This is a genomic window from Cohnella sp. WQ 127256 (assembly GCF_024519285.1).
Lineage (GTDB): Bacteria > Bacillota > Bacilli > Paenibacillales > Paenibacillaceae > Cohnella.
In genome coordinates, this window is record NZ_JAMZCY010000003.1 from 314,415 (window position 1) to 338,155 (window position 23,741).

The 23,741-nt window shown below is 46.1% G+C and carries 24 protein-coding genes, 1 riboswitch and 1 other annotated feature; of the genes, 17 read left to right on the forward strand and 7 right to left on the reverse strand.

What is annotated here, in order from left to right; genetic code table 11:
• The first annotated feature begins 12 nt into the window (after positions 1–12).
• The 4 genes from M1K58_RS11555 to M1K58_RS11570 are packed head-to-tail and all read left to right on the forward strand — an operon-like array spanning position 13 to position 2,955.
• Complete coding sequence (locus M1K58_RS11555) at positions 13–939, forward strand: decaprenyl-phosphate phosphoribosyltransferase (RefSeq protein ID WP_256758999.1); 927 nt, start codon at positions 13–15, stop codon at positions 937–939.
• 49 nt (positions 940–988) lie between these two features.
• A complete protein-coding gene (locus tag M1K58_RS11560; protein ID WP_256759000.1) occupies positions 989–1,291 on the forward strand; it encodes an SMR family transporter in 303 nt (100 codons plus the stop codon).
• 27 nt (positions 1,292–1,318) lie between these two features.
• Positions 1,319–2,539 (forward strand): acyltransferase family protein, encoded by a 1,221-nt coding sequence (locus tag M1K58_RS11565; protein ID WP_256759001.1) that lies wholly within the window; start codon positions 1,319–1,321, stop codon positions 2,537–2,539.
• Positions 2,536–2,955, forward strand: coding sequence for a divergent PAP2 family protein (locus M1K58_RS11570; RefSeq protein WP_256759002.1), 420 nt, complete (start codon positions 2,536–2,538; stop codon positions 2,953–2,955). The genes M1K58_RS11565 and M1K58_RS11570 overlap by 4 nt, the downstream gene beginning before the upstream one ends.
• Positions 2,956–2,971: 16 nt before the next feature.
• On the opposite strand, the gene M1K58_RS11575 is transcribed toward M1K58_RS11570, so the two are convergent.
• Complete coding sequence (locus M1K58_RS11575) at positions 2,972–3,421, reverse strand: bactofilin family protein (protein ID WP_256759003.1); 450 nt, start codon at positions 3,419–3,421, stop codon at positions 2,972–2,974.
• The gene (locus M1K58_RS11580; protein ID WP_256759004.1) at positions 3,421–4,407 is read right to left on the reverse strand and encodes a M23 family metallopeptidase; all 987 of its coding nucleotides are present in this window, start codon (positions 4,405–4,407) and stop codon (positions 3,421–3,423) included. The genes M1K58_RS11575 and M1K58_RS11580 overlap by 1 nt, the downstream gene beginning before the upstream one ends.
• Before the next feature lie 110 nt (positions 4,408–4,517).
• Here M1K58_RS11580 and cls point away from each other — a divergent pair, with 110 nt between their 5' ends.
• Positions 4,518–5,951: a cardiolipin synthase gene (gene cls / locus M1K58_RS11585; protein ID WP_256759005.1), complete on the forward strand. Its 1,434-nt coding sequence runs from the start codon at positions 4,518–4,520 to the stop codon at positions 5,949–5,951.
• A 4-nt stretch (positions 5,952–5,955) separates the two neighbouring features.
• Here the strand turns inward: cls and ligD are convergent, their stop codons facing one another.
• Genes ligD through ku form a run of 3 tightly spaced genes read right to left on the reverse strand, consistent with a single transcriptional unit; the run spans position 5,956 to position 8,703 of the window.
• Positions 5,956–6,843 (reverse strand): non-homologous end-joining DNA ligase, encoded by an 888-nt coding sequence (ligD, locus tag M1K58_RS11590; protein WP_256759006.1) that lies wholly within the window; start codon positions 6,841–6,843, stop codon positions 5,956–5,958.
• A gap of 23 nt (positions 6,844–6,866) precedes the next feature.
• Complete coding sequence (locus M1K58_RS11595; RefSeq protein ID WP_256759007.1) at positions 6,867–7,802, reverse strand: ATP-dependent DNA ligase; 936 nt, start codon at positions 7,800–7,802, stop codon at positions 6,867–6,869.
• A gap of 28 nt (positions 7,803–7,830) precedes the next feature.
• On the reverse strand, positions 7,831–8,703 hold the full coding sequence (ku, locus tag M1K58_RS11600) for a non-homologous end joining protein Ku (RefSeq protein WP_256759008.1): 873 nt from the start codon (positions 8,701–8,703) through the stop codon (positions 7,831–7,833).
• 146 nt (positions 8,704–8,849) lie between these two features.
• On the opposite strand from ku, the gene M1K58_RS11605 reads away from it, so the two are divergent.
• The 4 genes from M1K58_RS11605 (at position 8,850) to M1K58_RS11620 (ending at position 11,440) form a co-directional block, all read left to right on the forward strand.
• The gene (locus tag M1K58_RS11605) at positions 8,850–9,026 is read left to right on the forward strand and encodes a hypothetical protein (RefSeq protein ID WP_256759009.1); all 177 of its coding nucleotides are present in this window, start codon (positions 8,850–8,852) and stop codon (positions 9,024–9,026) included.
• Positions 9,023–9,211 carry an H-type small acid-soluble spore protein gene (locus M1K58_RS11610; RefSeq protein WP_256759010.1) on the forward strand — a complete coding sequence of 63 codons (189 nt, stop codon included), beginning with the start codon at positions 9,023–9,025 and terminating at the stop codon, positions 9,209–9,211. The genes M1K58_RS11605 and M1K58_RS11610 overlap by 4 nt, the downstream gene beginning before the upstream one ends.
• Before the next feature lie 117 nt (positions 9,212–9,328).
• On the forward strand, positions 9,329–9,892 hold the full coding sequence (locus tag M1K58_RS11615) for an FAD-dependent oxidoreductase (protein WP_256759011.1): 564 nt from the start codon (positions 9,329–9,331) through the stop codon (positions 9,890–9,892).
• A gap of 258 nt (positions 9,893–10,150) precedes the next feature.
• Entirely contained in the window at positions 10,151–11,440 is a 1,290-nt protein-coding gene (locus M1K58_RS11620) for a peptidase (RefSeq protein WP_256759012.1), read from the forward strand.
• A gap of 101 nt (positions 11,441–11,541) precedes the next feature.
• Here M1K58_RS11620 and M1K58_RS11625 read toward each other — a convergent pair whose 3' ends face one another.
• On the reverse strand, positions 11,542–12,339 hold the full coding sequence (locus tag M1K58_RS11625; RefSeq protein ID WP_256759013.1) for a CAP domain-containing protein: 798 nt from the start codon (positions 12,337–12,339) through the stop codon (positions 11,542–11,544).
• A gap of 6 nt (positions 12,340–12,345) precedes the next feature.
• Positions 12,346–12,478: riboswitch (cyclic di-AMP (ydaO/yuaA leader) on the reverse strand.
• Between the two features lie 225 nt (positions 12,479–12,703).
• On the opposite strand from M1K58_RS11625, the gene M1K58_RS29670 reads away from it, so the two are divergent.
• The 8 genes from M1K58_RS29670 (at position 12,704) to M1K58_RS11665 (ending at position 21,273) form a co-directional block, all read left to right on the forward strand.
• A complete protein-coding gene (locus M1K58_RS29670; RefSeq protein ID WP_256759014.1) occupies positions 12,704–13,969 on the forward strand; it encodes a GyrI-like domain-containing protein in 1,266 nt (421 codons plus the stop codon).
• A 73-nt stretch (positions 13,970–14,042) separates the two neighbouring features.
• Positions 14,043–15,077 (forward strand): thiamine-phosphate kinase, encoded by a 1,035-nt coding sequence (thiL, locus tag M1K58_RS11635; RefSeq protein WP_256759015.1) that lies wholly within the window; start codon positions 14,043–14,045, stop codon positions 15,075–15,077.
• Positions 15,078–15,085: 8 nt separating this feature from the next.
• Positions 15,086–15,604, forward strand: a complete 519-nt coding sequence (gene tsaE, locus M1K58_RS11640; protein WP_256759016.1) for a tRNA (adenosine(37)-N6)-threonylcarbamoyltransferase complex ATPase subunit type 1 TsaE — start codon at positions 15,086–15,088, stop codon at positions 15,602–15,604.
• Positions 15,601–16,395, forward strand: coding sequence for a tRNA (adenosine(37)-N6)-threonylcarbamoyltransferase complex dimerization subunit type 1 TsaB (gene tsaB, locus M1K58_RS11645; RefSeq protein WP_256759017.1), 795 nt, complete (start codon positions 15,601–15,603; stop codon positions 16,393–16,395). Before tsaE ends, tsaB begins: the two co-directional genes overlap by 4 nt.
• A 4-nt stretch (positions 16,396–16,399) precedes the next feature.
• Positions 16,400–16,894, forward strand: coding sequence for a ribosomal protein S18-alanine N-acetyltransferase (gene rimI / locus M1K58_RS11650; protein WP_256759018.1), 495 nt, complete (start codon positions 16,400–16,402; stop codon positions 16,892–16,894).
• Positions 16,891–17,946, forward strand: coding sequence for a tRNA (adenosine(37)-N6)-threonylcarbamoyltransferase complex transferase subunit TsaD (tsaD, locus tag M1K58_RS11655; protein WP_256759019.1), 1,056 nt, complete (start codon positions 16,891–16,893; stop codon positions 17,944–17,946). The genes rimI and tsaD overlap by 4 nt, the downstream gene beginning before the upstream one ends.
• Before the next feature lie 106 nt (positions 17,947–18,052).
• Positions 18,053–18,318: a binding site (T-box leader), on the forward strand.
• 530 nt (positions 18,319–18,848) lie between these two features.
• Positions 18,849–20,411: a 2-isopropylmalate synthase gene (locus tag M1K58_RS11660; RefSeq protein WP_256759044.1), complete on the forward strand. Its 1,563-nt coding sequence runs from the start codon at positions 18,849–18,851 to the stop codon at positions 20,409–20,411.
• A 49-nt stretch (positions 20,412–20,460) separates the two neighbouring features.
• Positions 20,461–21,273 carry a class I SAM-dependent methyltransferase gene (locus M1K58_RS11665; RefSeq protein ID WP_256759020.1) on the forward strand — a complete coding sequence of 271 codons (813 nt, stop codon included), beginning with the start codon at positions 20,461–20,463 and terminating at the stop codon, positions 21,271–21,273.
• A 456-nt stretch (positions 21,274–21,729) separates the two neighbouring features.
• On the opposite strand, the gene M1K58_RS11670 is transcribed toward M1K58_RS11665, so the two are convergent.
• The gene (locus M1K58_RS11670; protein ID WP_256759021.1) at positions 21,730–23,646 is read right to left on the reverse strand and encodes an ABC-F family ATP-binding cassette domain-containing protein; all 1,917 of its coding nucleotides are present in this window, start codon (positions 23,644–23,646) and stop codon (positions 21,730–21,732) included.
• Positions 23,647–23,741: the final 95 nt, after the last annotated feature.

Consider the following 23,741-nt stretch of genomic DNA (forward strand, 5'->3'; position numbering starts at 1 on the left):
GAAGTCAGCGTAATGGAATCTCCCCAAGCAGTACACTCAAGCTTAGATGAGAAGGGCATTAAGGTCAGGCCATTCGATCAGTTATTACTCATTATCGAGCAACTGAGAGTGAAGCAATGGACGAAAAACCTGCTCATATTTGCTGCTGCGATTTTCTCGATTGATACCATTAGTTCGTCGAATTTTGCTCAGGTATTTGTAGCCTTCTTGATGTTCTGTTTTGTATCAAGCTGTGTTTACATTCTGAATGATTATGTAGATAGAGAAGCGGACAGGAATCATCCGACGAAGAGGTTTCGGCCGATGGCTTCCGGTGCTTTAAGCCCCAGCGTTGCAATTACAATAGGTGTTCTGCTCTTCGTTACAAGCGTTGCAGGGGCATTCTACTTGAGCGCAGGCTTTGGAGGATTGTTATTGCTTTACTTCGTACTGAACATTGCCTATTCGTTCAAGCTAAAGCATATCGTCCTATTCGACATTATGACGATAGCGTTCGGCTTCGTACTTAGAGCGATTGCCGGTGGAGTTGTCATCGAGGAAGAGCTAACTCCATGGTTTCTATTATGTATTATGCTGATTTCATTATTCCTCGCCATAAGTAAGAGAAGGCACGAGGTCAATATTCTTGATAGCAGTCCTAGCTCACATCGTAAAGTTCTGGATCAATATTCTTCAGAGCTCATTAACCAAATGAGTAGTATTGTGACAACAGCGACGATTATTTGCTACTCCTTGTTTACTTTTACTTCGGGGCATTCCTTGAAATTAATGTGGACGATTCCGCTAGTCATTTATGGCATTTTCAGATACCTCTATCTGATTCACGTGAAAGGCTCTGGTGGTAGTCCAGAAAAAATATTGTTTGAGGATAAGCCCATTTTGATGACGGTCGCCTTGTATGGGTTACTCACGACGGCCATTCTATTCTACTATGGTTAAATCGTTACTGTTAATACTTGTTTCTGTTGTGCTTGGGGCTTCTGCTCAAGTGGCTATTAAGTGGGGAACGCTAGGCGTTACGCAGGAGGGATTGGGCGCTAAGGAATTACTGATGAAGTATTTCACGAACGTTTCCGTGCTGTTGGGCTTGTGCTTATATGCGCTATCGTCTGTGACATGGATATTCGCGGTCGCCAAGGTGGATCTTTCCAAGGCATACCCAATGGTTGCAGTTGGCTACGTTCTCGTATTTATATGCTCTTACTTCTTATTCAACGAGCCGATTTCTACGATCAAGATCGCAGGCTTGATTACCATCGTGGCTGGAGTGATTATGATTTCTCAATCCTAGGCTCTAAAGATAAAGAGGGATTCAATAATGAAGCAGATCGATACGGGTTTTCTGAACGGAACGAGATTCTTGTTTGCTATTTGGGTCGTGATCGGTCACTTTTTCGATTATTTAGGAGGTTCTAATAATCCATATATCGATGGCATTATTTTGAATCCAGACCCGGCAGTGAATGGGTTCATGATCATAACCGGTTTCCTAATGACCTATCAATATATTTTAAGAAGTGGTGTGGAAAATCCCCAGGATAGGAAGACGTTCCTACTGTTCTGGCTTAGACGGTTATTCAGGCTGTATCCGATCTATCTCGTCTGCATTTTAGCGGCCTATTTTCTGTATAAAATAAATTCAGACTTCATAAGCGATAATTTCTTATATGTAACGGGTAATGCTTACGAGAGTAATGCTCCTTATAATGATCCTCCTACCCTCTGGGGATTATTCGGACATTTGACGTTTATACACGGATTTATTCCCGGGATGAATATTAGCATCCTAAACCCTGCCTGGAGCTTGGGAACAGAGATGCAGTTTTATATGATTTTTCCGTTTTTGTTTTTGTTCCTATTTAAGAGCGAGTGGCTTGTGAACTCGCGGATCTCTTTTCTACTCATCCTATCGGTCCTCCTGGAGAGAGTATCGCTCAAAGCAATGGGCGTTTGGGACGAAGGAATGTTTCTAACCTTTGGTTCACCCTCCTTGATTACGTACAAGCTGAACTTTTTTATTCTAGGTGTGATCATGGCCAGTGTGGCATTGAACAAAATGAGCAAGTGGCATCTCGGTATAGCGCTGCTATTAATCGTTTCTTTCCAGGATTTCGTTACTAGCTTGATCATTATCATGTTAGTTGGTCTCCTGTTCTCTAATGAAGGAAAGGCTTATATTCATCCTAGCATTCATAAACTCATCGCAGCGGGCAAGTCCATGCTGTCCATCAGACTTGCTACTTTCGGGGCGGATGTCTCCTATTCACTCTATTTATCCCACATGATCCTATTCCCAGCAATTGTTGCTTATTTTATTCAACTCCATTTAGAAAGTAAGTCACTTACGATCATGCTCGCTTTTACCGTATTCATGATGATTAACATCCTGCTTTCTTATTTATTGTATCTTTGTATCGAGAAACCAATGATTACTTTGGGGAAGCAGGCGGTTAAAGGACTGTCCAGAGCGTGGTCTAAACCTAATGCCACTCAGAAGCGCGTGACTAAGACGATAGAAGGAAGTGTAGGGGAATCATGATGTATCTATTGGCGCCTTTATTAGGTTGGTTGGTGTCCGGAACACTTAAATTTCTAATTAATTCTTTACGTTATGGGAAAGAGGCAAGAAGTCGCATTGGAAACGGTGGATTTCCTAGTACTCATACGACGATAATAACGACAGTGACCTTTCTAATCGGATTTAGAGAAGGCTTCGATAATCCGATTTTTGCATTAGGTATTGCGGTATGTTTTATCGTCATTATCGACGCTTTGGGATTAAGGAGAGCGGTTGGGAAGCATGCTGAGTTTCTGAATCAAATCGGTCAAGTAGGTATCGTGGGTGTACAGCCACGGCCGTTAAGAGAGAGTATGGGACATACACGGATGGAAGTTGTGGGCGGGATTTGTGTCGGTAGTTCAGTCGCTTGGGTAATGTCTATGATCATCATATAAAGAAACAAGCGGGATACTAACCCGCCTGTTTCGATTTATTCTCTACATGACCTAACGAGATAGAGCCAGAAATCGCGATGGAGCCATCCGAGAGAGCAATGTTGGATATCGCTTCAACTTGCTCCATCTTACTGCTGCCATTAAGAATGCCACCCACTAGCACGTTAAGAATAGCTGCATGCGAGCTTCCGTGCAATTGCCCTGTTGGGGTGATGATCAGCTTGCCGAGGGTATGTACATCCCCGTAGACTTTGCCTGCAATTGTAACGTTTCTTGCGGTAATGTTGGATTTCGCCACACCACCTTCTCCGATGACAATATCCCCTTTGCTCTCGATATCCCCGTAGAAGGCTCCTTCGATTCTTACACCCACTTGGGATTTTAGAAATCCGTTCATTTCTGTACCAGCTCCGATAAGTGTATCGGTCATGCCTGGCGGATGCTTCTTGTTATTGAAGATGGTCATCAGTCCTCCTTCACCTGTCGTAAATAAGGAAGAGGGTTAACGGGTTCCTCGCTGGCGACGATTTGAAAGTGTAAATGTGGCCCTGTGCTTCGCCCGCTATTTCCCATCTCTCCAATCAAATCTCCACGCTTGACTTGCTGACTTATTTTCACTCCGATGACGCTTAAATGCATGTACCATGATTCCAATCCATTACGATGGGTAATGATGATATAATTACCACGTGTACGATTGAATCCGGCGTCCCTGACTTTACCATCTCCGGCTGCATAAATCCGATCTCCGATATCCCCGGTGATGTCGACGCCAGCATGGAACGTGGATTGACCTGTAATAGGATCAGTCCGATAACCGAAACCGGAGGTAAGCCGTCTTGATACTGTAGGCCATTCAGAGGGAATTGCAGCGATCTCAGCACGTTTAAGCTCGGCTTTGCGAAGATTGTCCTCCATGGCGTTCGCCATTCCGTCTAGCATCTGTGATAACTCGATGAAATCCGTAATCGTTGACTCCGTGGCGGCTGAGTATAGACGATCCGATTGTAAAGTCGAGCTAACGACGGAGGCAGCGACCTCCGAAGCGGGTGAGTATTCGGCAAGGGATGAATCAGCTGTAGGATCTCCGTATTTGCCGATGAATTGCCGAAGCTTTCCTTCTAGTTCGCTCAACTCGTTCATCCGAGTTTGCAGACGGTTGGTTTGAGAGTTGAGTAGCCGGAGATTCTGCTGTAAGCTCTTCACTTCGGAGTTTTTCCCAGCCACGATGTTGTCATTAAGAGCGGTCTCCTGAGCAAGAAGGAATTCCAAATCGTGAATTCGGTTCGTTGACTTCAGCTCTAGGTAGGCGAATCCACCCGCGACGGCAATCGCCGCAGTGAGAGGGAGGCACACCACCATTCTCCTGGACACTCGGTATTGCTTGACTCGACGATCAGCGTCCCTGATGAGCAGAAGCGACCATTTGTCCTTTCGTGTACGATGTGCCATCGGCTCTCCTTTCGCTTTCGTAATTAACTGTAAACTTGTCATAATGCTATTTATTCTTGAAACCTTTCTTTCATTCCAATAAATCATTAAGAGACAGCGAGGGTAATTGAATGATTATGCTTGGACTAAGCATCCTTTTGTTCATCTTTATATTCCAAGCGGCTACAATATTGGTGCTTGAATTTCACAGACCCGCACATGCAACGGCCTGGTTGTTTATTCTGTTCCTGTTTCCACTGGTCGGGTTTATTCTGTATTATTTTCTAGCTACGGAATACCGCAGAAGCAGAAAAGCACGTCGACGTGGCAACTTGAATCAGCGAAGAAGAGCGAGATTGCTCGCGATGAGCACCAATATTACAAATGCCTCTCAGCTGCCGATGTCCGAGCAAGCTCCGCGTACGAGATTGTTCCGGGCGATGCTTAAGGTTGGAGAACTGCCGATATCCGGTAAAAATAGAAGCCAAATATTTAATAATGGCATGGATACCTACGAGGCAATGCTCAGAGCTATTCGTCATGCGACTAACCACATACATCTCTCAGCTTACATCATTAGGGATGATGGGGTCGGAAGGGAATTTCAGCAAGCGCTGATTCAGAAGGTACGGGAAGGCTTAAAGGTGAAATTGCTGTACGACGGAATTGGCAGCATTAAGCTACCGGAATCCTATATACGGATATTGGAACTGGGCGGCGTGGAGTGCGCCTGCTTCTTTCCGTTAAGACCAACCTTTCTGAAGAAACGAATGAATTATCGTAATCATCGAAAAATCCTCGTAGTGGATGGGGAGATCGGCTTTGTTGGTGGCATTAATATAGGGGATGAATATATAGGGAAACATCCGCGACTCGGCTATTGGAGGGATACCCACCTCATGCTAGAGGGGGATTCTGTGTATTGGCTGCAGGAGGTGTTTCTGAGAGATTGGGAGATGGCTACAAGTGAGAAGCCTGATGATCCATCATTCTTTCCCATACATAGCTGTGAGAACAACGAGGCTGTGCAGATCGTTCCTGCAGGGCCTAATCGTCGAGGGGATGCGATTCACGATTCCGTCTTCGCGATGCTGACTTCAGCAAGGGAGCGAATATGGATGACGACCCCCTATTTCATTCCAAGTGCAAGTATTGCTATGGCTCTTCAAGACGCGGCAAGAAGTGGCTTGGATGTGCGAATTATCATTCCGTATGTTCCAGATACTTGGCTTGTACATTATGCGACATTGTCTTATGTCGAAGAGATGATGCGATCAGGAGTCCGAATATGGCAGTATAAAAAAGGATTCGTTCATGCAAAAACACTAGTCGTGGACAAGTTTATTTCCGTTGTTGGCTCGGCAAATATGGATTTGCGCAGCTTCTACAGTAATTTTGAGATTAATGCACATCTATTCGATCCCATTGCGATTTCTCAGGTGGAGAAGGATTTCTTACAGGACTTGAAGGACAGTGTGGAAATTAATTTACAAAAGTTTCAAAAGCGTCCGCGCAGACAAAAAGCAAGAGAAGCGATGTCCCGTATTCTATCTCCCTTATTATGAAGAGTTATTTGCGCGGAAGCTTGTCGAGGATCGGGGCAAGTGACTGACGGGGAGCAGAAGCGAGAAGATCACCTTGAGCCTGAAGTCGCGCTCCAATGTTGAGTAAGTGGAAATCAGTTGGTTTTACGTCGCGGGCGACTTCTTCCCATGCAAGAGGTGTAGAAACGGTAGCTCCCGATCGAGCGCGTGGAGAATAAGGGGCCGGCAACGTCTTGCCTGCGTAGTGCTGAAGATAGTCTAGGTAGATGCGGTCGCCACGATCCTTCTTCATCCGTTCTACCGTAAACAGCTTAGGATGCTGAACGACCAGATACTCGGAGACGAACTTTCCAAAGCGCCTCAAATCCTCGAAGCTTGGACCTCGTTCAATCGGCATGACGATTTGTACGCCGGTAGCTCCGGATGTTTTCGGTACGGAGCGTAAGCCTAGCGAATCCAGCAATTGTCCAACAAGGGCTGTCGCCTCCATAAGACGGGGCTCCTCCTCTAATGTAGGATCCATATCAAGCATCCATGTATTCGGCAACGGATTGGTAATTTCATCGGAAGAGACATGGAACTCCAGACTATATAAGCTTCCCAGCCACAGTAAGGTAGGAACGGAATCTATAACGACATATCGGATATCGCCATCCTGCGCAATATGGACGAAATCTGGCGTGGGCTCAGGACAATTTTTCTGATAAAAGGAAATGCCATGTATCCCTTCTGGGTAGCGAATGGTGGTTAGATAGCGATCCATGGTATAAGGGAGCAAGTAGGGCGCTAGTCCAGCTAGAATTTGCACATAGCGAAGCTTAGTAATGCCAGCCTCCGGCCAGATCAACTTGTCTGGGTGAGAGATAGCGAGTTCAAATTCACCTAGCCTTACGAACGTTTTTGGCTGTGCCATTCGATTCTCCCCTGTTCCCATTGTTATTCAAATAGGCATTGCATCGGTGGCTTATCGACGAACGCTTGAATGCTTGGTTGTCTCATCGTTCTGTTCTCATGCTGTCTCCACTCCGAATATTGAATCTTGACAGTCAGCAGAGGTAAGACCCATCGGGCATTCTTAAACTCATCACGCTGATTAGCAAAGGGACAATGTATCGTCTCGATCGCGACTAACCTCTCCGTCAGCTCTCGCCAGTCTGCTGAACTCAATTTACCAGTACCAACTTTACCGATAAAAATAAGCTTGCCTTCTCGATACAGCCCCGTTAAAATGGCTTTAACTACACCACCCTCCATCCGAAAGCCACCAATAACCGCGATAATATCTCCATAATTTTTGATCTTGATCCATCGTCCATCCTTGCTCCCTAACGAATAATGGCTATCTAATTTTTTGGATACGATCCCTTCCATATCTTTGCTCCGTATCGCCTCTAAGAGGGCATTACCATCCAGATGGTTAGTTACTAATTGGATGTGTTCATTAGGAAGGATCATATCGTTCAACAACTGCTGACGCTCGTGTAATGGCTTGTTATTTATCCATTCTCCATTGCACCAAATCATGTCAAAAATCATATAGGTGATCGGGACAGCTTGTGCGGCCTGAGGCACCCGGCTCGTTACACGAATGCCGTCTCGCCGCATCACTTCATGGAAAGAGGGTTTACCGTCGCTAGCCAGTGCGATAATTTCACCGTCAACAATAAAAGAATTCGCTTTGCAATAGGAAGGTGTAAGCAATTCAGGATATTGATAGGTACGTTCATGTTTCTTCCTGTTGAATAATTTGATCTCGTTGGCATTGTAATACGATAGCATTCTTACTCCGTCCCACTTGACCTGATGTACCCAGTTATCACCGGTAGGTACGATGGAAGAAACAAGGGGTTCAAACGGAAGGATGGGCTCCATACATCACCTCTAAAGCTCATTTATCTAATTAAGTTACAGCCCCTTCTTTCTTGCGCCCGCGAGCCCCACGAGGTTTTGCTTTACTCCGATCCCCGTCGTCTGTATCGGTTGTAGGGGGTGGGGTATTTGGCTTAACGGCTTCTAAGCTAGCTTGTAGTGCGGCCATAAGATCAATGACATTGGTTCTTTCTGCGGAAGGAGCCGTGACGATATCCGATCCTTCACCAGAAATTTTACGCTGAATCGCTTCCTGCAGAGATACTCGATAATCATCTGTATACTTAGCGGGATCAAATGGCGCTGAGAGCTGGTCGATAAGCATCTTCGCCATCGTTAGCTCTCTTTCATTAACGGTTGTCTGCTCCGGTAAATTCGGTACCTGCTGTAGTGAGCGAATCTCATCGGGGTAATGCATTGTTTCCATACAAATGCAGTTGTCTACAGCTCGGATGGCAGCAAGGCTGCTCTTGCTGCGGATTGCGATTTTGGCAATGCCGATTTTCCCGGATTGGCGCATCGCTTCGAGTAATAAATTGTAGGCACCTGAGCCTGCTTGGTCTGGGGAGAGATAGTAAGCCTTCTGATAATAAAGGGGGTCAATATCCGTCAAATCAACGAAGTCCAAGATTTGAATGGTTCGTGTATTTTCTGGTTTGATCGCGTCTAACTCATCTGATTCGAACAATACAAACCGTCCCTTTTCATATTCATAGCCTTTAGAAATATCCGCCCATTCAACCTCCTTCTCACAATGAGGGCATGTTCGAACATTGGCTATGGGTGTACCACATTCTTTGTGAATAAGTCTCAAATGAACGTCTTTATCCTCCGTGGCGGTAAACATCTTAACAGGTACATGTACCAGTCCGAAGCTAATTGCACCTTTCCAAACCGTATGCATAGAGGAAGTCTCCTTTACTCCGTTCATCTGATTGCTTCATATTTCTTCTTCCCCTTAAGCTTCCCACTCCGAATGGAAATCAATCACGCAGGGAATATTGGAAAAGGTCATCAATCATTATGGAAATAGAAAGGGAGATTACAACAATGGATACAGAAGAAAATGTAGAGGAAAGTACGGATTCCATATACGAGGGCAGAGATGCCTACGACATGGATGTTGATCGGATGGTTAATGAAGGATTAGGAGGAGGTCAAGTGACCCTTCACAATGGATTAATCTCGGAAACAACAACCGCCGCAATGGAGGACGATATCCCATGAATGTACAACGAGCGAAGGAAATTTACGATTCGTCCACCAATTTCGCAGTTCGATTAGATGATGGTCAATCGGTATGGATTGAGAATGTCGATATCGCTAATGGTATGGCCACGGTGCAGGTTGGAGAAAGTCCGACGAATACACAGACGGTTCGGGTAGAGAGGCTAACAGAGCCTACGAATTAATCGTATGAAAAAGTCATGAAAGAATAAGATCACTCCTGGAGGCTTACTTTTTGAAAGTATGTGTTGCACATGCTACAATAAGGAAGTTCCAATACATCCCAGAAGGAGTGATTTTAAGTGTATGAAATCGCAATTATCGGCGGCGGTCCTGCAGGAGCAAGTGCTGCAATTTTTGCTGCTAAAGCAGGAAAGAAAACTCTTGTCATCGATAGTGACCAAAGTGTAACGAAACGTGCGTGGATACTAAATCACTATGGAGTAGCAGAGATTTCAGGACCGGACCTTGTCGCTGTAGGTAAGCAGCAAGCAACCCAATTAGGAGCTGAGATCGTTGCAGCCAAGGCAACGAAGCTGATCGCGGGAGATGAAGGTATTACGATTGAAACCGATGGGGAAACCTATGTCGCGAGTCATGTTATTATTGCCACTGGCATGTTCCTGGATGTGGCGGAAGCAAGTGGGGTTCGCACTAAGCCAGGTACGGAGCCGAGAATCAAAACAATTGTGGACTGCTCATCTGATGGCAGGACAAGCATTGACAACATTTGGGCCGCCGGCACAGTAGCAGGTGTGAGTATGCACACGATCGTCACCGCTGGAGATGGGGCTAAAGTTGCCATTAATGTTGTTAGCGAGCTCAATGGCGAACGGTATGTGGATCATGATGTTCTGAAGGCTTAAATGGCTTAAAAACAAAGAGATTTATGAAGTTGGATTTCTTGAATGCCACGGAATGCCCCTATATAGTTTCAAAGACTTCTCATTAGTTTACTTAACTACTGTGAAGTCTTTTTTTGCCGTCTTCGTGACATGAAGGGAGACGCGAAATGATAATTTCCTCAGTTGTGAAACATTTCTAGTTGATCAGCGTCTAGAAGGATGTAAGAAAAGCAGACTATCCGAAATCACACAAATTCAGGCACAATGGAGGAATGACAGATGAATAAAATGTACAAGGTGTTAGCAACCACATCCATTCTAGCGATGGCTGCCATGCCAATCGCCGCAAGTGCACAGAGTGTGTCACACGTAAACAAGCATTTTGGACAAGTAAATATACAACACCAGGATGTTCCACCCGCAACGACTCACAATGGTCACAATGGATTCATTGTTAACCAAGCGAACACTTCTCCTGGCACACTTGGTAAAATTACGGATTATGTCAACGATAAAACGGGGAAATTCATTACTGTAACAGGTCGCGGCCTTGCTGTAACGGATCAAAGCGAAATCGTTCTAGCTATTACGAAAAATACTAAAATTGTTGATTCCAAAGGTAAAAAGGTCTCTTTAAATAAGATCATAAATAAGAAAATGGTCGTTAAAGCCTATTACGGCGCCAACATTACGAGAAGCCTTCCAGCAAGGGGAACAGCGATAAAGCTTGTTGCCCAGGAACAAAGCTTCCTTGGTATAAACGGTACAATAACCGAAGTTAAAGATAACGGGATTGTCGTAAAAGGCACAGGTATCTATTCTTCGAAGGAAGAAACCGTAATGTTACGGTTTGCCCCTAAAGCCAAGATTTTAGATCAAGAGGGCAAAGCGATCAAAGCAAGCGCAATCCAACCAGGTATGAGCGTCAAAGCCTTCTATGGTCCAGCAGCCACGAAGAGTAATCCGCCTCAATCAACTGCAAATTATGTTTTGGTGGACACTAGAGTCCAAGAAACGGATCAGAAAACGGTTATAGGCACAGATGGGATTATCACAAACATCACAAATAGTTATGTCACTGTAATTGGGAATCCAATGGAAAAAGGTGGGGCGGATTACGTTGTTCTCAAAGTGGATGAGAAAACTAAAATCGTGGACCAGAACGGACAGCCATTAACTTTAGCTGCTCTGAAAAGTGATATTCGCATCGATGCCTACTATGGTGAAGTGATGACGATGAGCTATCCAGCTCAAACACATGCGGACAAAATCGTTGTTAAAGCAACGGAGGTTATAAAAGTTGAGGGTACGATCATGGCATCCGACCATACATCGGAAGGCCAAGTCTATGTCGATGTAGGCTCTGACCAATCCACAAACAACGATATTATTCTGAACATCTGGGAGAAGACAAAAGTGATCCCATTGCTATCATCTGGAACTGAATTGAGGGTGGGTACGAAAATTGTGGCATACCATTCTCCGGTCATGACACGTTCATTACCAGGAATCACGAATGCTGAAGTTGTAATCGTAACATCTGTTGATAATGCAGTAACCCCTAAATAATAGAGGGACTCACTTGTTCGAATATAAATAATAAAACAGGCTAAACGGTTGCCAAGGCAACACTGTTTAGCCTGTTTTATTTACAGCTTTCTATTCAGGTTCTATGAAATAAATTCTTGAACCCATACACCGTTGTAATAAGCTACACCAATTGTGGTGAAGTTAGCACTAAGAATGTTAGCGCGATGACCAGAGCTGTTCATCCATGCTGTCATGACTTCTTGCGGAGTACGCTGACCTTTGGCGATGTTCTCACCCGCACTGCGGTAGTTGATTCCGTATTGCTTCATCATGTCGAAGGGGGAGCCATAAGTCGGAGAAGTATGATCAAAGTAACCCTTGTTATACATGTCTTTCGCTTTATCCATAGCCATCTTGTTTAATGTAGCATTGGACATGCTAAGTGCGCTAAGTCCAGCCTTCGCGCGTTCCTGGTTCACAAGTGTAACTACTTGAGTGGCGTAGGCAGATGTTGCTTCAGTGCCCGTTCCTGTGTTCGTATCTGTTCCAGTTCCGTTATTGGAATTTCCGTTATTGGAGCCAGAGCCGTTATTCGTATTTCCGTTATTAGAGCCAGAGCCGTTGTTAGATCCTGTACCTGTGTTCGGTTTCGAAGGTTTAGAAGGTTCAGTGGGCTTACTTGGTTGAGTCACTTGACCGTTTCCAGTACCAGTGGACGGCTTTGTTAATTCCGGATATTTGTCTTTTAATTGCTGAAGTAATGCATTCAAATCGATACCTAAACGGCTATTTAATTGTGAGACTTGTAACTTCACGTAATTGTCTCCAGTTGTACTCGCTGCTGATGCAGCACCTACGCCTGTTGGAATGGAAATGGCGAGTGCCAGTGTTCCTAATATAAGAGTCTTCTTCAGACCTTTGCTGTTGTTCTTGTTCATGAATGATATTCCTCCCTTTGTTTGCCTACAGAGTTAGCTGTCGGGTTAGGGCTCAAAGTTACCCTGCCGCACAATAGCGACTTCACCCCAGTGAACTTGGGTTCTCCGCGTCCGTTGTGGACTTAGGCTTGGAATATCTCAAAGTCTATCAGCTAGATTCGCTTAAATCACTTTATAAATACTTCCAATTAGCTGGGATTTATCTTGTTTTTATTGCTAGATCAGTCCAAAATCTCTTAAATAATATAATTCTCATAATTAAATAAGGAGGAATTTCCAGGTGAAAAGGCGAATATACATTCGCATATATGCGATATAAAAGCCATTTTTCCAAATCATTTCTAATCAGAAAGGGAGCATTTGAGTGAAAATTGAAGCCCGAATTGCGTGGAAAGAGCCTTTTATAGTGGTAGGTCAGAAAATTCGTTATACACCGACACAGGATAAGGCACCTTCGGAGAATGAGATTTCTCATTTGTGGCAGCGGTTCAACCCTCGGGGACGTGAAATCAGTCACATTAACGGCGGAAGCTATGGACTATGCCTATTTGACGTGGATATGGTGCCGGGTAATCCATTTGATTACCTAGCAGGGGTCAGTGTTTCGTCCGTAGACCATGTTCCCGAGGGGATGATTGCTGAGTCATTACCTGGTGGTCTGTATTGTGTTATTCAACGGCGAGGACCTATCGACGAAATAGGGCAAGCCTTCAATTATTACTACAAGGACTGGCTCCCGAGTTCTGATTATACTTGTGCTGTTGGAGCAGAATTCGAGTATTATGATGAGCGATATTTAGGAAACGATCATCAGGATTCGATCATGGAGATTTGGTTTCCTATCCGCAGGAAACAGGCACTGCCTTTAGACAATCGAGTTGCGAGCGTATTCGTTCATGTGACGGACTTGCAACGTGCTGCCGAATGGTATAGTCAATTACTTGGATTGCCTTTAATGGAGGAAAGAATGAATGGAGGTCCAGTTTATTGGCTTGATTTCCCTGGCACGGGACTCATTCTCGACTCGAATCGGAATAACCGACAAAATCCGAATTGGAATGAGGATATGAAACCGATGTTCATACTACCGGTCACAGATATAGATCAAGCCTACACCTATATTCGAGAGAAAGCGGAAGTGCTCTCCGAGCCTGAGCACCACGGTTCTATGGCTTATTTCAATTTCAGAGATGTCGAAGGTCATGTAATCATGGCTTGTTGGAGTGCAGACGGGGGTCAGGAGGATCATTTTCCGGACACAACGCATCCAATCTCTGCACGAATTAGCGGGACCTTCGTGGATGTGAAGGATATGCGCAAAGCATCAAGCTGGTATACGAATTTACTCGGATTGCCAGTGGATGAACATTCCGCGACACAGTCCATTTATTCGGTACCCGTAGCACAAGGGAGCTCCTTGTTGTTAGATAGCAATCGCTATGTACAACAAGAAGCATTCAACATTCTCTTCATGTTCGATACTTGCAATATTCAAGCTGCTTATGACTACGCGCTCCATTGCGGAATGTCCTTTCATGGTCAACTTGAACACCATGGAGAAGTCTCCTTCTTCGTCTTGAAGGATCCGGATGAGAATTTGATTATGATTTGTCAAGATAAATCCAGATAAAGTCAAGAGGGCTTTGCATGTTCGTGTGCACCCCGATATAATGAAGGAACAAAATGACGGAAGGGGATATGTCGTGCCGCCACTGGACGAATTCGGACTCATTCGCGTCTGGACGGAAGGCCGTCAGTCCGCGGATTACCTTGCTAAGGCCGGTGTGACGCTAGGAATTGGGGATGACGCTGCTGTTGTATATGGGGGTTCCGCTTCTCAAGAGTGGCTGCTTGCTATGGATACGATGGTCGAGGAAGTTCATTTCCGTAATGTGACGATGAGAGAATCGGATGTCGGTTACAAAGCTCTCGCCGCTAACATTAGCGATATCGCGGCAATGGGCGGAATTCCGAAGTTTGCTCTAGTGTCAGTATGCGTACCCCCGTCATGGGATGCTGAACGGATGAAGCAATTATACGATGGGCTGTACTTATGTGCAGACCGATATGGCGTGGCTATTATTGGGGGAGACACCACATCGGCACCCCAGCAGCTTGTTGTATCCGTTACGGTTATGGGAACGGTTGAGGCGGGTCAAGCGATTCGCCGCGACGGTGCTAAACCTGGACAATTAGTGTTTTTGACGGGACCTACAGGATTGTCGGCCGGAGGTCTTCATGGTTTGCTGAAGAAGGCGACGGACAACGGAAAACATGCTTCAGAACCGCTCCCGCCAAGATTAGTACAAGCCCATCAACGACCGACACCATCCGTTAAAGCGGGGCGAATCCTGTTAGAGAAGGGTTGGGGCGCCTCGCTTAATGATGTGAGCGATGGAGTTGCAAGTGAAGCATGGGAAATAGCTGAAGCCTCACAGGTGGGGCTTATATTGAAGGAAGAGCTACTTCCCGTTTCAGGTGAACTAGCAGCCTATGCTCATCATAATGGCATCCAGCCTTTAGATTTTGTACTCTATGGTGGAGAGGATTATGTTCTCCTTGGAACAGTAGATAGGAAGTATGAGCTGTTGATGAGGGAATGCTTCCGTAAGGAAGGAATCCCTCTATTTTTCATAGGTGAAGTTGAAGATGGAACGCCTGCTGTTATAATGGAAAGCGTGTCTGGTGTAAGGAAACCAATAGAGAAGCGTGGTTATAATCATTTTTCGAAGGGATAACGTGACGGATGCAACGGAATCAGGAAGACGATTCACTAATGAGAATGGTTAGGGAAGCATCGACCGAGAAAGATACGATCGCTTTTGCTGAGGAATTAGCGAAGCTTGTTAAGCCTGGAACTGTTCTCGCATTGGACGGTGATTTAGGTGCAGGCAAAACGCGGTTCGCGCAAGCTTTCGCAGCTGCAATTGGCGTGCAAGGAATCGTGAACAGCCCGACTTATACGATTATTAAAGAATATGAGGGAGCTAAGCTCCCTTTTTACCATATGGATATCTATCGACTATCATTAGAAGAAGCGGATGAGCTGGGATTAGATGAATATTTCTATGGCGAAGGAGTCACTTTGATCGAATGGGCATCTCTAATAGAGCCTATTCTTCCGTCTGAGCGTTTGCATATTCATCTGGAGACGACGGGTTCCGAATCGCGGAAAATCACCTGCCAGCCCATTGGGCGAGAGTACGAATTATGGTGTAGACAATTACAGGTACAAGCAGTAAAAGAGGAGGGTCCGACAGCATGAAGCGATATGAGAAGAAAAGTGATGATAGTTCCGTGACGGTGTTGTCGTTCGATACATCGACTGCAGCGTTTACGGCGGCCATTGTCAGGGATGGTATCCTAATCGACTCTATTATCTCTTTCACAGAGCGTAATCACTCCGTTAGAATTTTATCTGAAATCAAGGAGCTTCTTAGCCGCAATGGTTTGCAAGGTACTGACTTGGACGCTGTTGCAGTTGGACAAGGACCAGGTTCTTATACGGGAGTCCGAATTGCGGTAACGGCAGCCAAGACATTAGCGTGGGCTTGGAGCAAGCCGCTTATTGGCGTATCTAGCTTAGAAGCTCTAGCATATGGAGCATGGCAGGGACTTCAGGAAGCTAACGAGGACATGGCACAGGATCGCGATACTTGGATTATCCCGCTAATGGATGCTCGCAGGGGCCAAGTGTATACTTCGCGTTTCACGACCGATCATTGTGGCAAATGGGAAGCCGTAGATGGTGATGGAATCCGCTTGATCGTAGATTGGGCTAAGCGAATTGAGGAGGAGGCAACTCTTGAATCGCAGGTTGCTGCAATCTGGTTCGTCGGGGAGACCGCTCCCCATCAAGCGACGATTGAGTTAGCAGAGCAGTCCGGAGCTAGGCTGCGTATTATGGCGTGCGATATGAATGCGGCAGCAGTGGGCCAGCTTGCAGAGCTTCGTTTTCGACGAGGAGAGCGAGATGATATTCATACATTCGTACCTAATTATACGCAGATAACGGAAGCAGAAGCGAAGCTTCTCGCTGCTTCGCGGGGAGAGTGACCTTATGATCTATCGGTTGATGAATTTTGACGATATCGACACGATTGTGGAAATCGAACGTGAGGTTTTTACAGCTCCGTGGTCGGCCGATGCTTTCCGCAATGAGTTAACACAAAATCTGTTCGCTAAGTATATGATCATGGAGCTTGAGGGCACCATTCTAGGTTACGGCGGCATGTGGTTGATCATTGATGAAGCGCATATTACGAACATTGCCATTAGAGAACGATATCAAGGGACGGGCAATGGGAAAAAGCTGCTTTCAGAAATGATGAAAACGGCCTATTTTCTCGGTGCAAGGCGAATGACTTTAGAGGTTCGAGTTTCTAACGAAATCGCACAGTCCTTATATCGTAAAATGGGATTTTATCCATCCGGTGTTCGACCTGCGTATTACTCTGATAATTTGGAGGATGCGCTTATTATGTGGGCAGACTTAGTGCCCGAAGACAACGAAGATTTGGAAGTCGCAGGAGCGGCAGAGGGGGAAGAAGCATGAGCGACATGAACAGCTCGACAGGTCCCTCTTCGGATAGTGATTACTTGCTGCTAGCAATCGAAACAAGCTGCGATGAAACGTCAGTCGCACTCGTTCGAAATGGACGGGAAGTGCTGTCTAATATCATTTCTAGTCAAATTGAAACACATAAGAAGTTTGGTGGTGTCGTTCCGGAGATCGCGTCGCGGAAACACGTGGAAAGCATTACGATTATTATTGAGCAAGCCCTTCGCGAAGCGGGAGTGAGCTTGCCCGATATTGATGCAGTTGCGGTGACGCAAGGTCCAGGTCTGATTGGAGCGTTATTAGTCGGAGTTGTGGCAGCGAAAAGCTTATCTTTGGCGTTGGACGTTCCTCTCATTGGCACGCATCATATTGCAGGTCATATTTATGCTAATCATTTGGTCGGAGATATCATATATCCAGCGATTGCACTTGTCGTTTCCGGTGGACATACAGAGATCGTATTGTTAGAGGAAGAAGGGAAATTCCGCATTATCGGCAGAACTAGAGACGATGCCGTTGGGGAGGCTTACGATAAGGTTGCAAGAGCACTTCATTTTCCTTATCCGGGTGGACCTTATGTGGACAAGCTTGCCCAAGAAGCAACGGAGGAAGTGGTGCTTCCGCGAGCTTGGTTAGAGCCTGATTCCTATGATTTCAGCTTCAGTGGTTTGAAATCTGCTGTTCTATCGGAGATCAATCGCTCCCGAATGAAGGGGGAGTCTCCTGATTTCTCCGCGCTAGCTCGCGGGTTCCAACAATCCGTTATTGATGTGGTTACGACAAAAGCGATTCGCGCAGCGAAGGAGTTCGGCGTTCGTCAGATGCTTCTGTGCGGTGGGGTCGCAGCAAATCGAGGGTTGCGGGATCGACTTAGCTCGTTGTGCGAGGAAGCTGGCTTGCCCTTGCTCATCCCAACGAACAAATTGTGTACTGACAATGCAGCCATGATCGCTGCGGCGGCTGATTTGAAATATCGGAGAGGGCAATTCTCTTCCTTGGATTTGAAGGCCGAGCCGATATTGTCGTTGGAAGATTGGTCGGTATGAAAATGAATTGAACAAGGAATTGAACAAATAAATTTGCACAAATGAATTGACAGATTATTTTATGGTGAATATAATAAGAACCAATCCCCAAGGGGAACATACTTAAGCAAACGCGATGAACAGGAATAGTAAGGTACTCCCTGAATTCAGAGAGCTGCGGGACGGTGCAACGCAGTAGACGGGAACCAGAAACTCACCTGGGAGCGGATGAATGGAACATTCGGAATTGAGAACCGATGCGTACATTCATACGGTTAACCCCCGTGATCAGGCACAAAGCGGATATTTCCAGCCATGCTAAGCTAAGAGGGCAATCGGAAATATCAACAAGAGTGGTACCGCGGATGGCTAAATAAGCCCACCGTCTCTTATACAGAGACAGTGGGCTTTTATATATTTATACGCAATGAACGGGAGTAGTAGAGTTTCCTCTGGAGCAGAGAGCTGCGGGTTGGTGCGACGCAGACGAAGAGGGATTCGAACTCGCCCGGGAGCGGATCGGTGGAAGAGAACTTGGCTAAATTAGCTGGGTTCTGGTACATCGCTACGGTTGGCCCTCGATATCGGGCGCTCGTGATTTCCAATCGACCGAACGAATGGAGATCACGCACAAGTGGGAGGATCAATTCGTCCGTCGGAAGACGAACCCCTCCAAGCAGAGTGGTACCGCGGCGGCTTACAAGCCCGTCGTCTCTAGCCTTAAGAGACGACGGGCTTTTTCTGTTATCCGGTAGCAGTCATAGGTAGCGCGCCTACTGCTTCTGGAATTCTGTACCCGTCGTTCTCTTAGATTGATCGGACATCCCAATTGGGATGAATCTAAGGAGGTTAAACCTATGACAACGAATACTAACACAACCACTACGAATGCAAGTACTAACACTGATGTAAATACAATCATAATGCCTGCAGCAGCTAAAAGACGCATTCAAATTTTCGATACAACGCTAAGAGATGGCGAGCAAGCACCGGGTGCCTCCATGAAACCAGAGCAGAAAATCGTCATTGCTCGCCAACTGGCACGTATGGGTGTTGATATTATCGAGCCAGGCTTCCCAGTCTCTAGTCCTGGCGAATTTCAAGCGATCCAGCAAATTTCACGAGAGCTTCAGAATGTGGAAATTTGTGGATTCGCCCGCTGTGTTCAGGCGGATATTGACTCGGCTATCGCGGCAACTCAGGATGCTGCTCGTCGTAGATTGCATCTGTTCATCTCCTCTTCGCAGATTCATCTCGATTTCCAGCTGCGCAAGACGCAGGATCAAGTGATTGAGATGCTTCGCGGAATGGTTGCTTATGGCAAGCAATTCGTCGATCAGATCGAATTTTCCCCGATGGATGCTTCTCGCTCCAGTGAGGAGTTTCTGTTCAGAGTGGTAGAAGCAGCGATTGAAGAAGGAGCAACGATCATTAATATCCCAGATACGATGGGGTATGCGCTACCTGAGGAATTTGGTCCCCTGTTCACTCGTGTTCGAGAAGGCGTTCGGGGCGGAGATAAAGTCGTCTATAGCACGCATTGTCATAACGATCTGGGTCTGGCGGTTGCGAATAGCCTTGCTGCTATCCGTCATGGCGTTACGCAGGTCGAAGTCAGTGTGAATGGTGTGGGTGAACGCGCAGGGAATTGCTCCTTGGAGGAGCTGGTTATGGCGATTGAAACTCGGGGCGACTCCATGGGTGTCGAAACAGGGATTGCGACAGAGCACATCTTCGAAACATCCCGTATGGTAAGCCGTACGATGCATTTTCCAATTGCGTTCAACAAGCCGATTGTCGGTCGTAATGCCTTCCAACATGAATCCGGCATCCATCAGGATGGATTGCTTAAAAATCGTAACACCTATGAGATCATGGATCCGGAAGCCATGGGTATTCCACGTAGCATGATTATTCTGGGTAAGCATTCTGGACGCCATGCCATTAAGCATCGGATAGCTGAATATGGGATTAAGCTGGGCGATTCCGAGATGGAGGATTTGTACAACCGCTTTAAGGAAAAGGCGGATGAGCTGAAAATTATTACGGATGACGTATTGATGCAGTTGGTTGGTGAATCGACAAATACGATCGTGCAGCCGTACGCCTTGGTCGACCTTCAAGTGCTGGCCGGTTCCAATCGTTCTCGGATTGCATCTGTCACCATATTCAGTTCGGAGGATGGGGTAGAGCGCACCTATACAGGAGCTGGAGATGGCCCACTTGAAGCGGTTATCCAATGTATTCGCGAGGCAATGCCAGTCGATGCCGTGTTCGAGGATTTGGAGCTTCATTCCTTATCCACAGGAGAGGATGCTTCCGGTGAAGCTGTTGTCACGGTAGTAAGCGGAGGGCAGCGAAACATCGGTACCGCAATCCATAAGGACATCATACTGGCAGCCGCGAAGGCTTATGTATCAGCGGTTAATGGTGTCATTCTTGCTCGTAAAATGAGTGAATCCCGGCAAGAAGCTGTAGGGGAATGAGGGGGCAGGAACTCGGTCCTTAGTTTATTCATAGGAGAGGCGAATTCCCTTGGAGAAAATGATTCAGTATTACAGTGTTTTTGATGAATGGGGCCGTTTGGATCGTGAACCTATTGAATTTAGGGTTAATTTTCATCATATCTGTGCGAACCTCCCTGTGAATGGCCGAGTTTTGGATATCGGAGCGGGACCAGGGAAGTATTCGATTGAGTTAGCGAAACGTGGTTATGAGGTTACATTAGCGGATCTTACACCAAAGCTTGTCGAGTTAGCGAAGCTTAAAGCGCATGAGTCTGGAGTGGCATCGCGATTCAGTGGATTTCATGTCGACGATGCCCGAGATCTTGGGCGGTATGCAGATGAGCAGTTTGACGCATGTATCATGCTGGGGCCGTTGTATCATTTGCAAACTAAAGCTGATCGTGTGAAAGCTGTGGAAGAGATGCATCGTGTTACGAAAAGGGGCGGAGTTGTTTTTGTTGCTTTTATGTCTAAAATCAGGCATCTGACGACGTCCATGTTGTTCCCCATGACATGGAAACCAAACGATACGATTAACGGGATTAAGGAGTTTCTTGCTACGGGAGTTTTCAACCATCAAGATGAGGGGAGATTTACGGGCGCCTATTACTACGATATCGATGAGGTTAAGCCCTTCATGGAGGCTCATGGTTTCGAGAGTCTGAAACTGATTGGATCTGGAAGCATTGCAGGAGCCATGACACCGGAGCAATGGGACTATTGGCGGCAGCAAGGAGATGAAGCATTCGATCAGATTGTACAGTTAATTATGGAGGCGTCGGAAAGCCCTTATATACTGGGGAGTTCGTCACATCTGCTCTATATAGGTAGAAAAGAATAGATTCATTGTTGATTGTGGGCTCCTATAAGCATATTGCTTAAGGAGTCCCTTTGCTATGTTGTTATAGTGCTGCAGTTAGGTCAAACCGAACTGTAGCGCACAAATGGACATCGAAGACGGTTGTAGATAGGCGTAACAACAGTACTTTTTTGCGATGTGGACAAAGTTATCCACAACCCATGTGTATAGTGTGGACAATGTACAAAATGTGCTGGTACATCAATCATTGAATGATATTGAAAATGGGATTAGTTTTTGCAAAAAAAAGTGTGGACAATGTGGATACTGTGGATAAAACGGTGGAAAACTGTACCATTCTTCAAAAATACGACAAAAAAAGCCTGCGTAGCCAATAGTTCGAGGAAGTTCTAACAACACCTCTGATCACTATTGGCCTTTGCAAGCTGTGCATAACTGTGTGAATATCTTTTTCGAAGCCATTTCGAACGCGAAAGCTTACTCTTCCATTAAAGCTTCCCATGTTTTATAAACATCTTCTAAGGCTAGACGTTTCTGTTCTGCTTCGGCCTGTTTCTCTCTTAGCTTCATATAATCCGTTACCATTTCCGGAGAAGCCATTTCGAGCTCAAGCACGGAAAGCTCCTCCTCGAACCGAGCAATATCCGCTTCGGCTTGCTCCCGTTTACGAGTACGTGCTCTATCTTCACGCTTTGCTTGCTTATCCGCTTCGTAATTGCTTAAGGCACCTTGAGCAGGCTGCGAAGAGGTATCGTTCTGTGACGCTTCCCATTCTTGCATTTCCTGCTTTTTAGCAACCATTTCGTCATAATTTCCTAGGAAATGTTCAGTGCCGTCCGGTGCCAGTTCGACAATTCGATCGGCAATCCGATTAAGAAAGTAGCGATCATGAGAGACGAAGATCAATGTTCCCTCGTATTCATCCAGTGCGGCTTCAAGCACTTCGCGGCTCATCAGATCCAGATGGTTCGTCGGCTCATCGAGAAGAAGGACGTTTGCTTTGAGCAGCATGAGCTTAGACAGGGCAACCCGTGCCTTTTCACCACCACTTAAAGCACTGACTTTCTTACGGACATCGTCTCCGCTGAATAGGAAATTACCAAGCACAGTGCGAATCTCTGCTTCGGGATGCTGGGCATAGGCACTCCATACTTCCTCTAATACCGTATTGGATGGATTAAGCTCGCGTTGCTCTTGATCGTAATAACCAAGCGAGACACCAGCCCCCCACTCAAAGACTCCCGCTCGTAGTGGAAGCCTATCGATAAGTGCGCGCAGCAGCGTTGTTTTCCCGACACCGTTAGGACCGAGCAAGGCAAGCCTTTCTCCTCGTTTAACCTCAAAAGTTACATTGCTAAACAATGGAGCCATATCTTCCTTCGGAGCTGCAGCACAATTAAAGGCCCTAAGTACCTCTTTACCACTTCGACGCTCTGTAGAGAATGAGAAATTCGCTTGGCGAAGTGTGCCGGGCTTCTCTAGACGTTCGATCCTCTCGAGTGCATTACGTCTGCTCTGCGCACGTCGAGTCGTGGTGGCACGTACGATATTGCGTTGTATGAAATCTTCCATTTTCGATATTTCCTTACGCTGCTGTTCAAAAAGCTTAAGCTGTTGATCGAAAGCGGCTGCTTTCAAATCCATGAAACGACTGTAGTTCCCTGTGTACCGAGTTGCCGCATGACGCTCGATCTCCAGGATGGATGTGACGGTGGCATCGAGAAAATAGCGATCATGAGATACGATGACCATGGCACCTGCATAAGATCGTAAATATTGCTCTAACCAAGTCAGTGTTTGGATATCCAGATGATTGGTAGGCTCATCGAGTAACAATAACTCGGGTTGGACAAGTAATAGCCTCGCTAATGCGAGTCTAGTCCGTTGTCCACCGCTAAGAGAAGAGACCTCAGTTTCAGGTGCGAAGCTCCCAAAACCCATCCCGTGGAGAATGCTGCGGATTCTGTTTTTCATTTCATACCCGCCACTCTCACGGAACTTCTCGCTGACATCGGCATATTGCACGAGTAATGCCTCGTAGCGTTCTGAATTTTCAAGCTCCACCGGATCGGCGATCCGAGCTTCTAATTCCTGCAATGCTCTTTCTTGGTCGAGCAGAGGTCCGAAAGCAGAATTCATTTCCTCCCAAATTGTACGGTGTCCTTGTAAACCGCCGTTTTGGGCCAAATATCCAATCTTTAACTCTCTAGGCTTAGATACCGAACCTGTATCTGCAGTCAGCTCCCCGGCTAATATGCGCAAGAAAGTAGATTTTCCGGCCCCGTTGACACCGACCAGACCGATTCTGTCTCGTTCATTGATTAATAGTGAAACTCCGTCAAGAACGGGTGTAACACCATAATGTTTAGTAATGCTGGATGCATGTAAAAGCAAGAGGAATCCCTCCGAAATATTCATTTTGATCTTGATCCAAGTGTACCGTAAACCTGTTAGAAAAGTCCAAGCCCTTATTCTTTGGCGAAATTAGG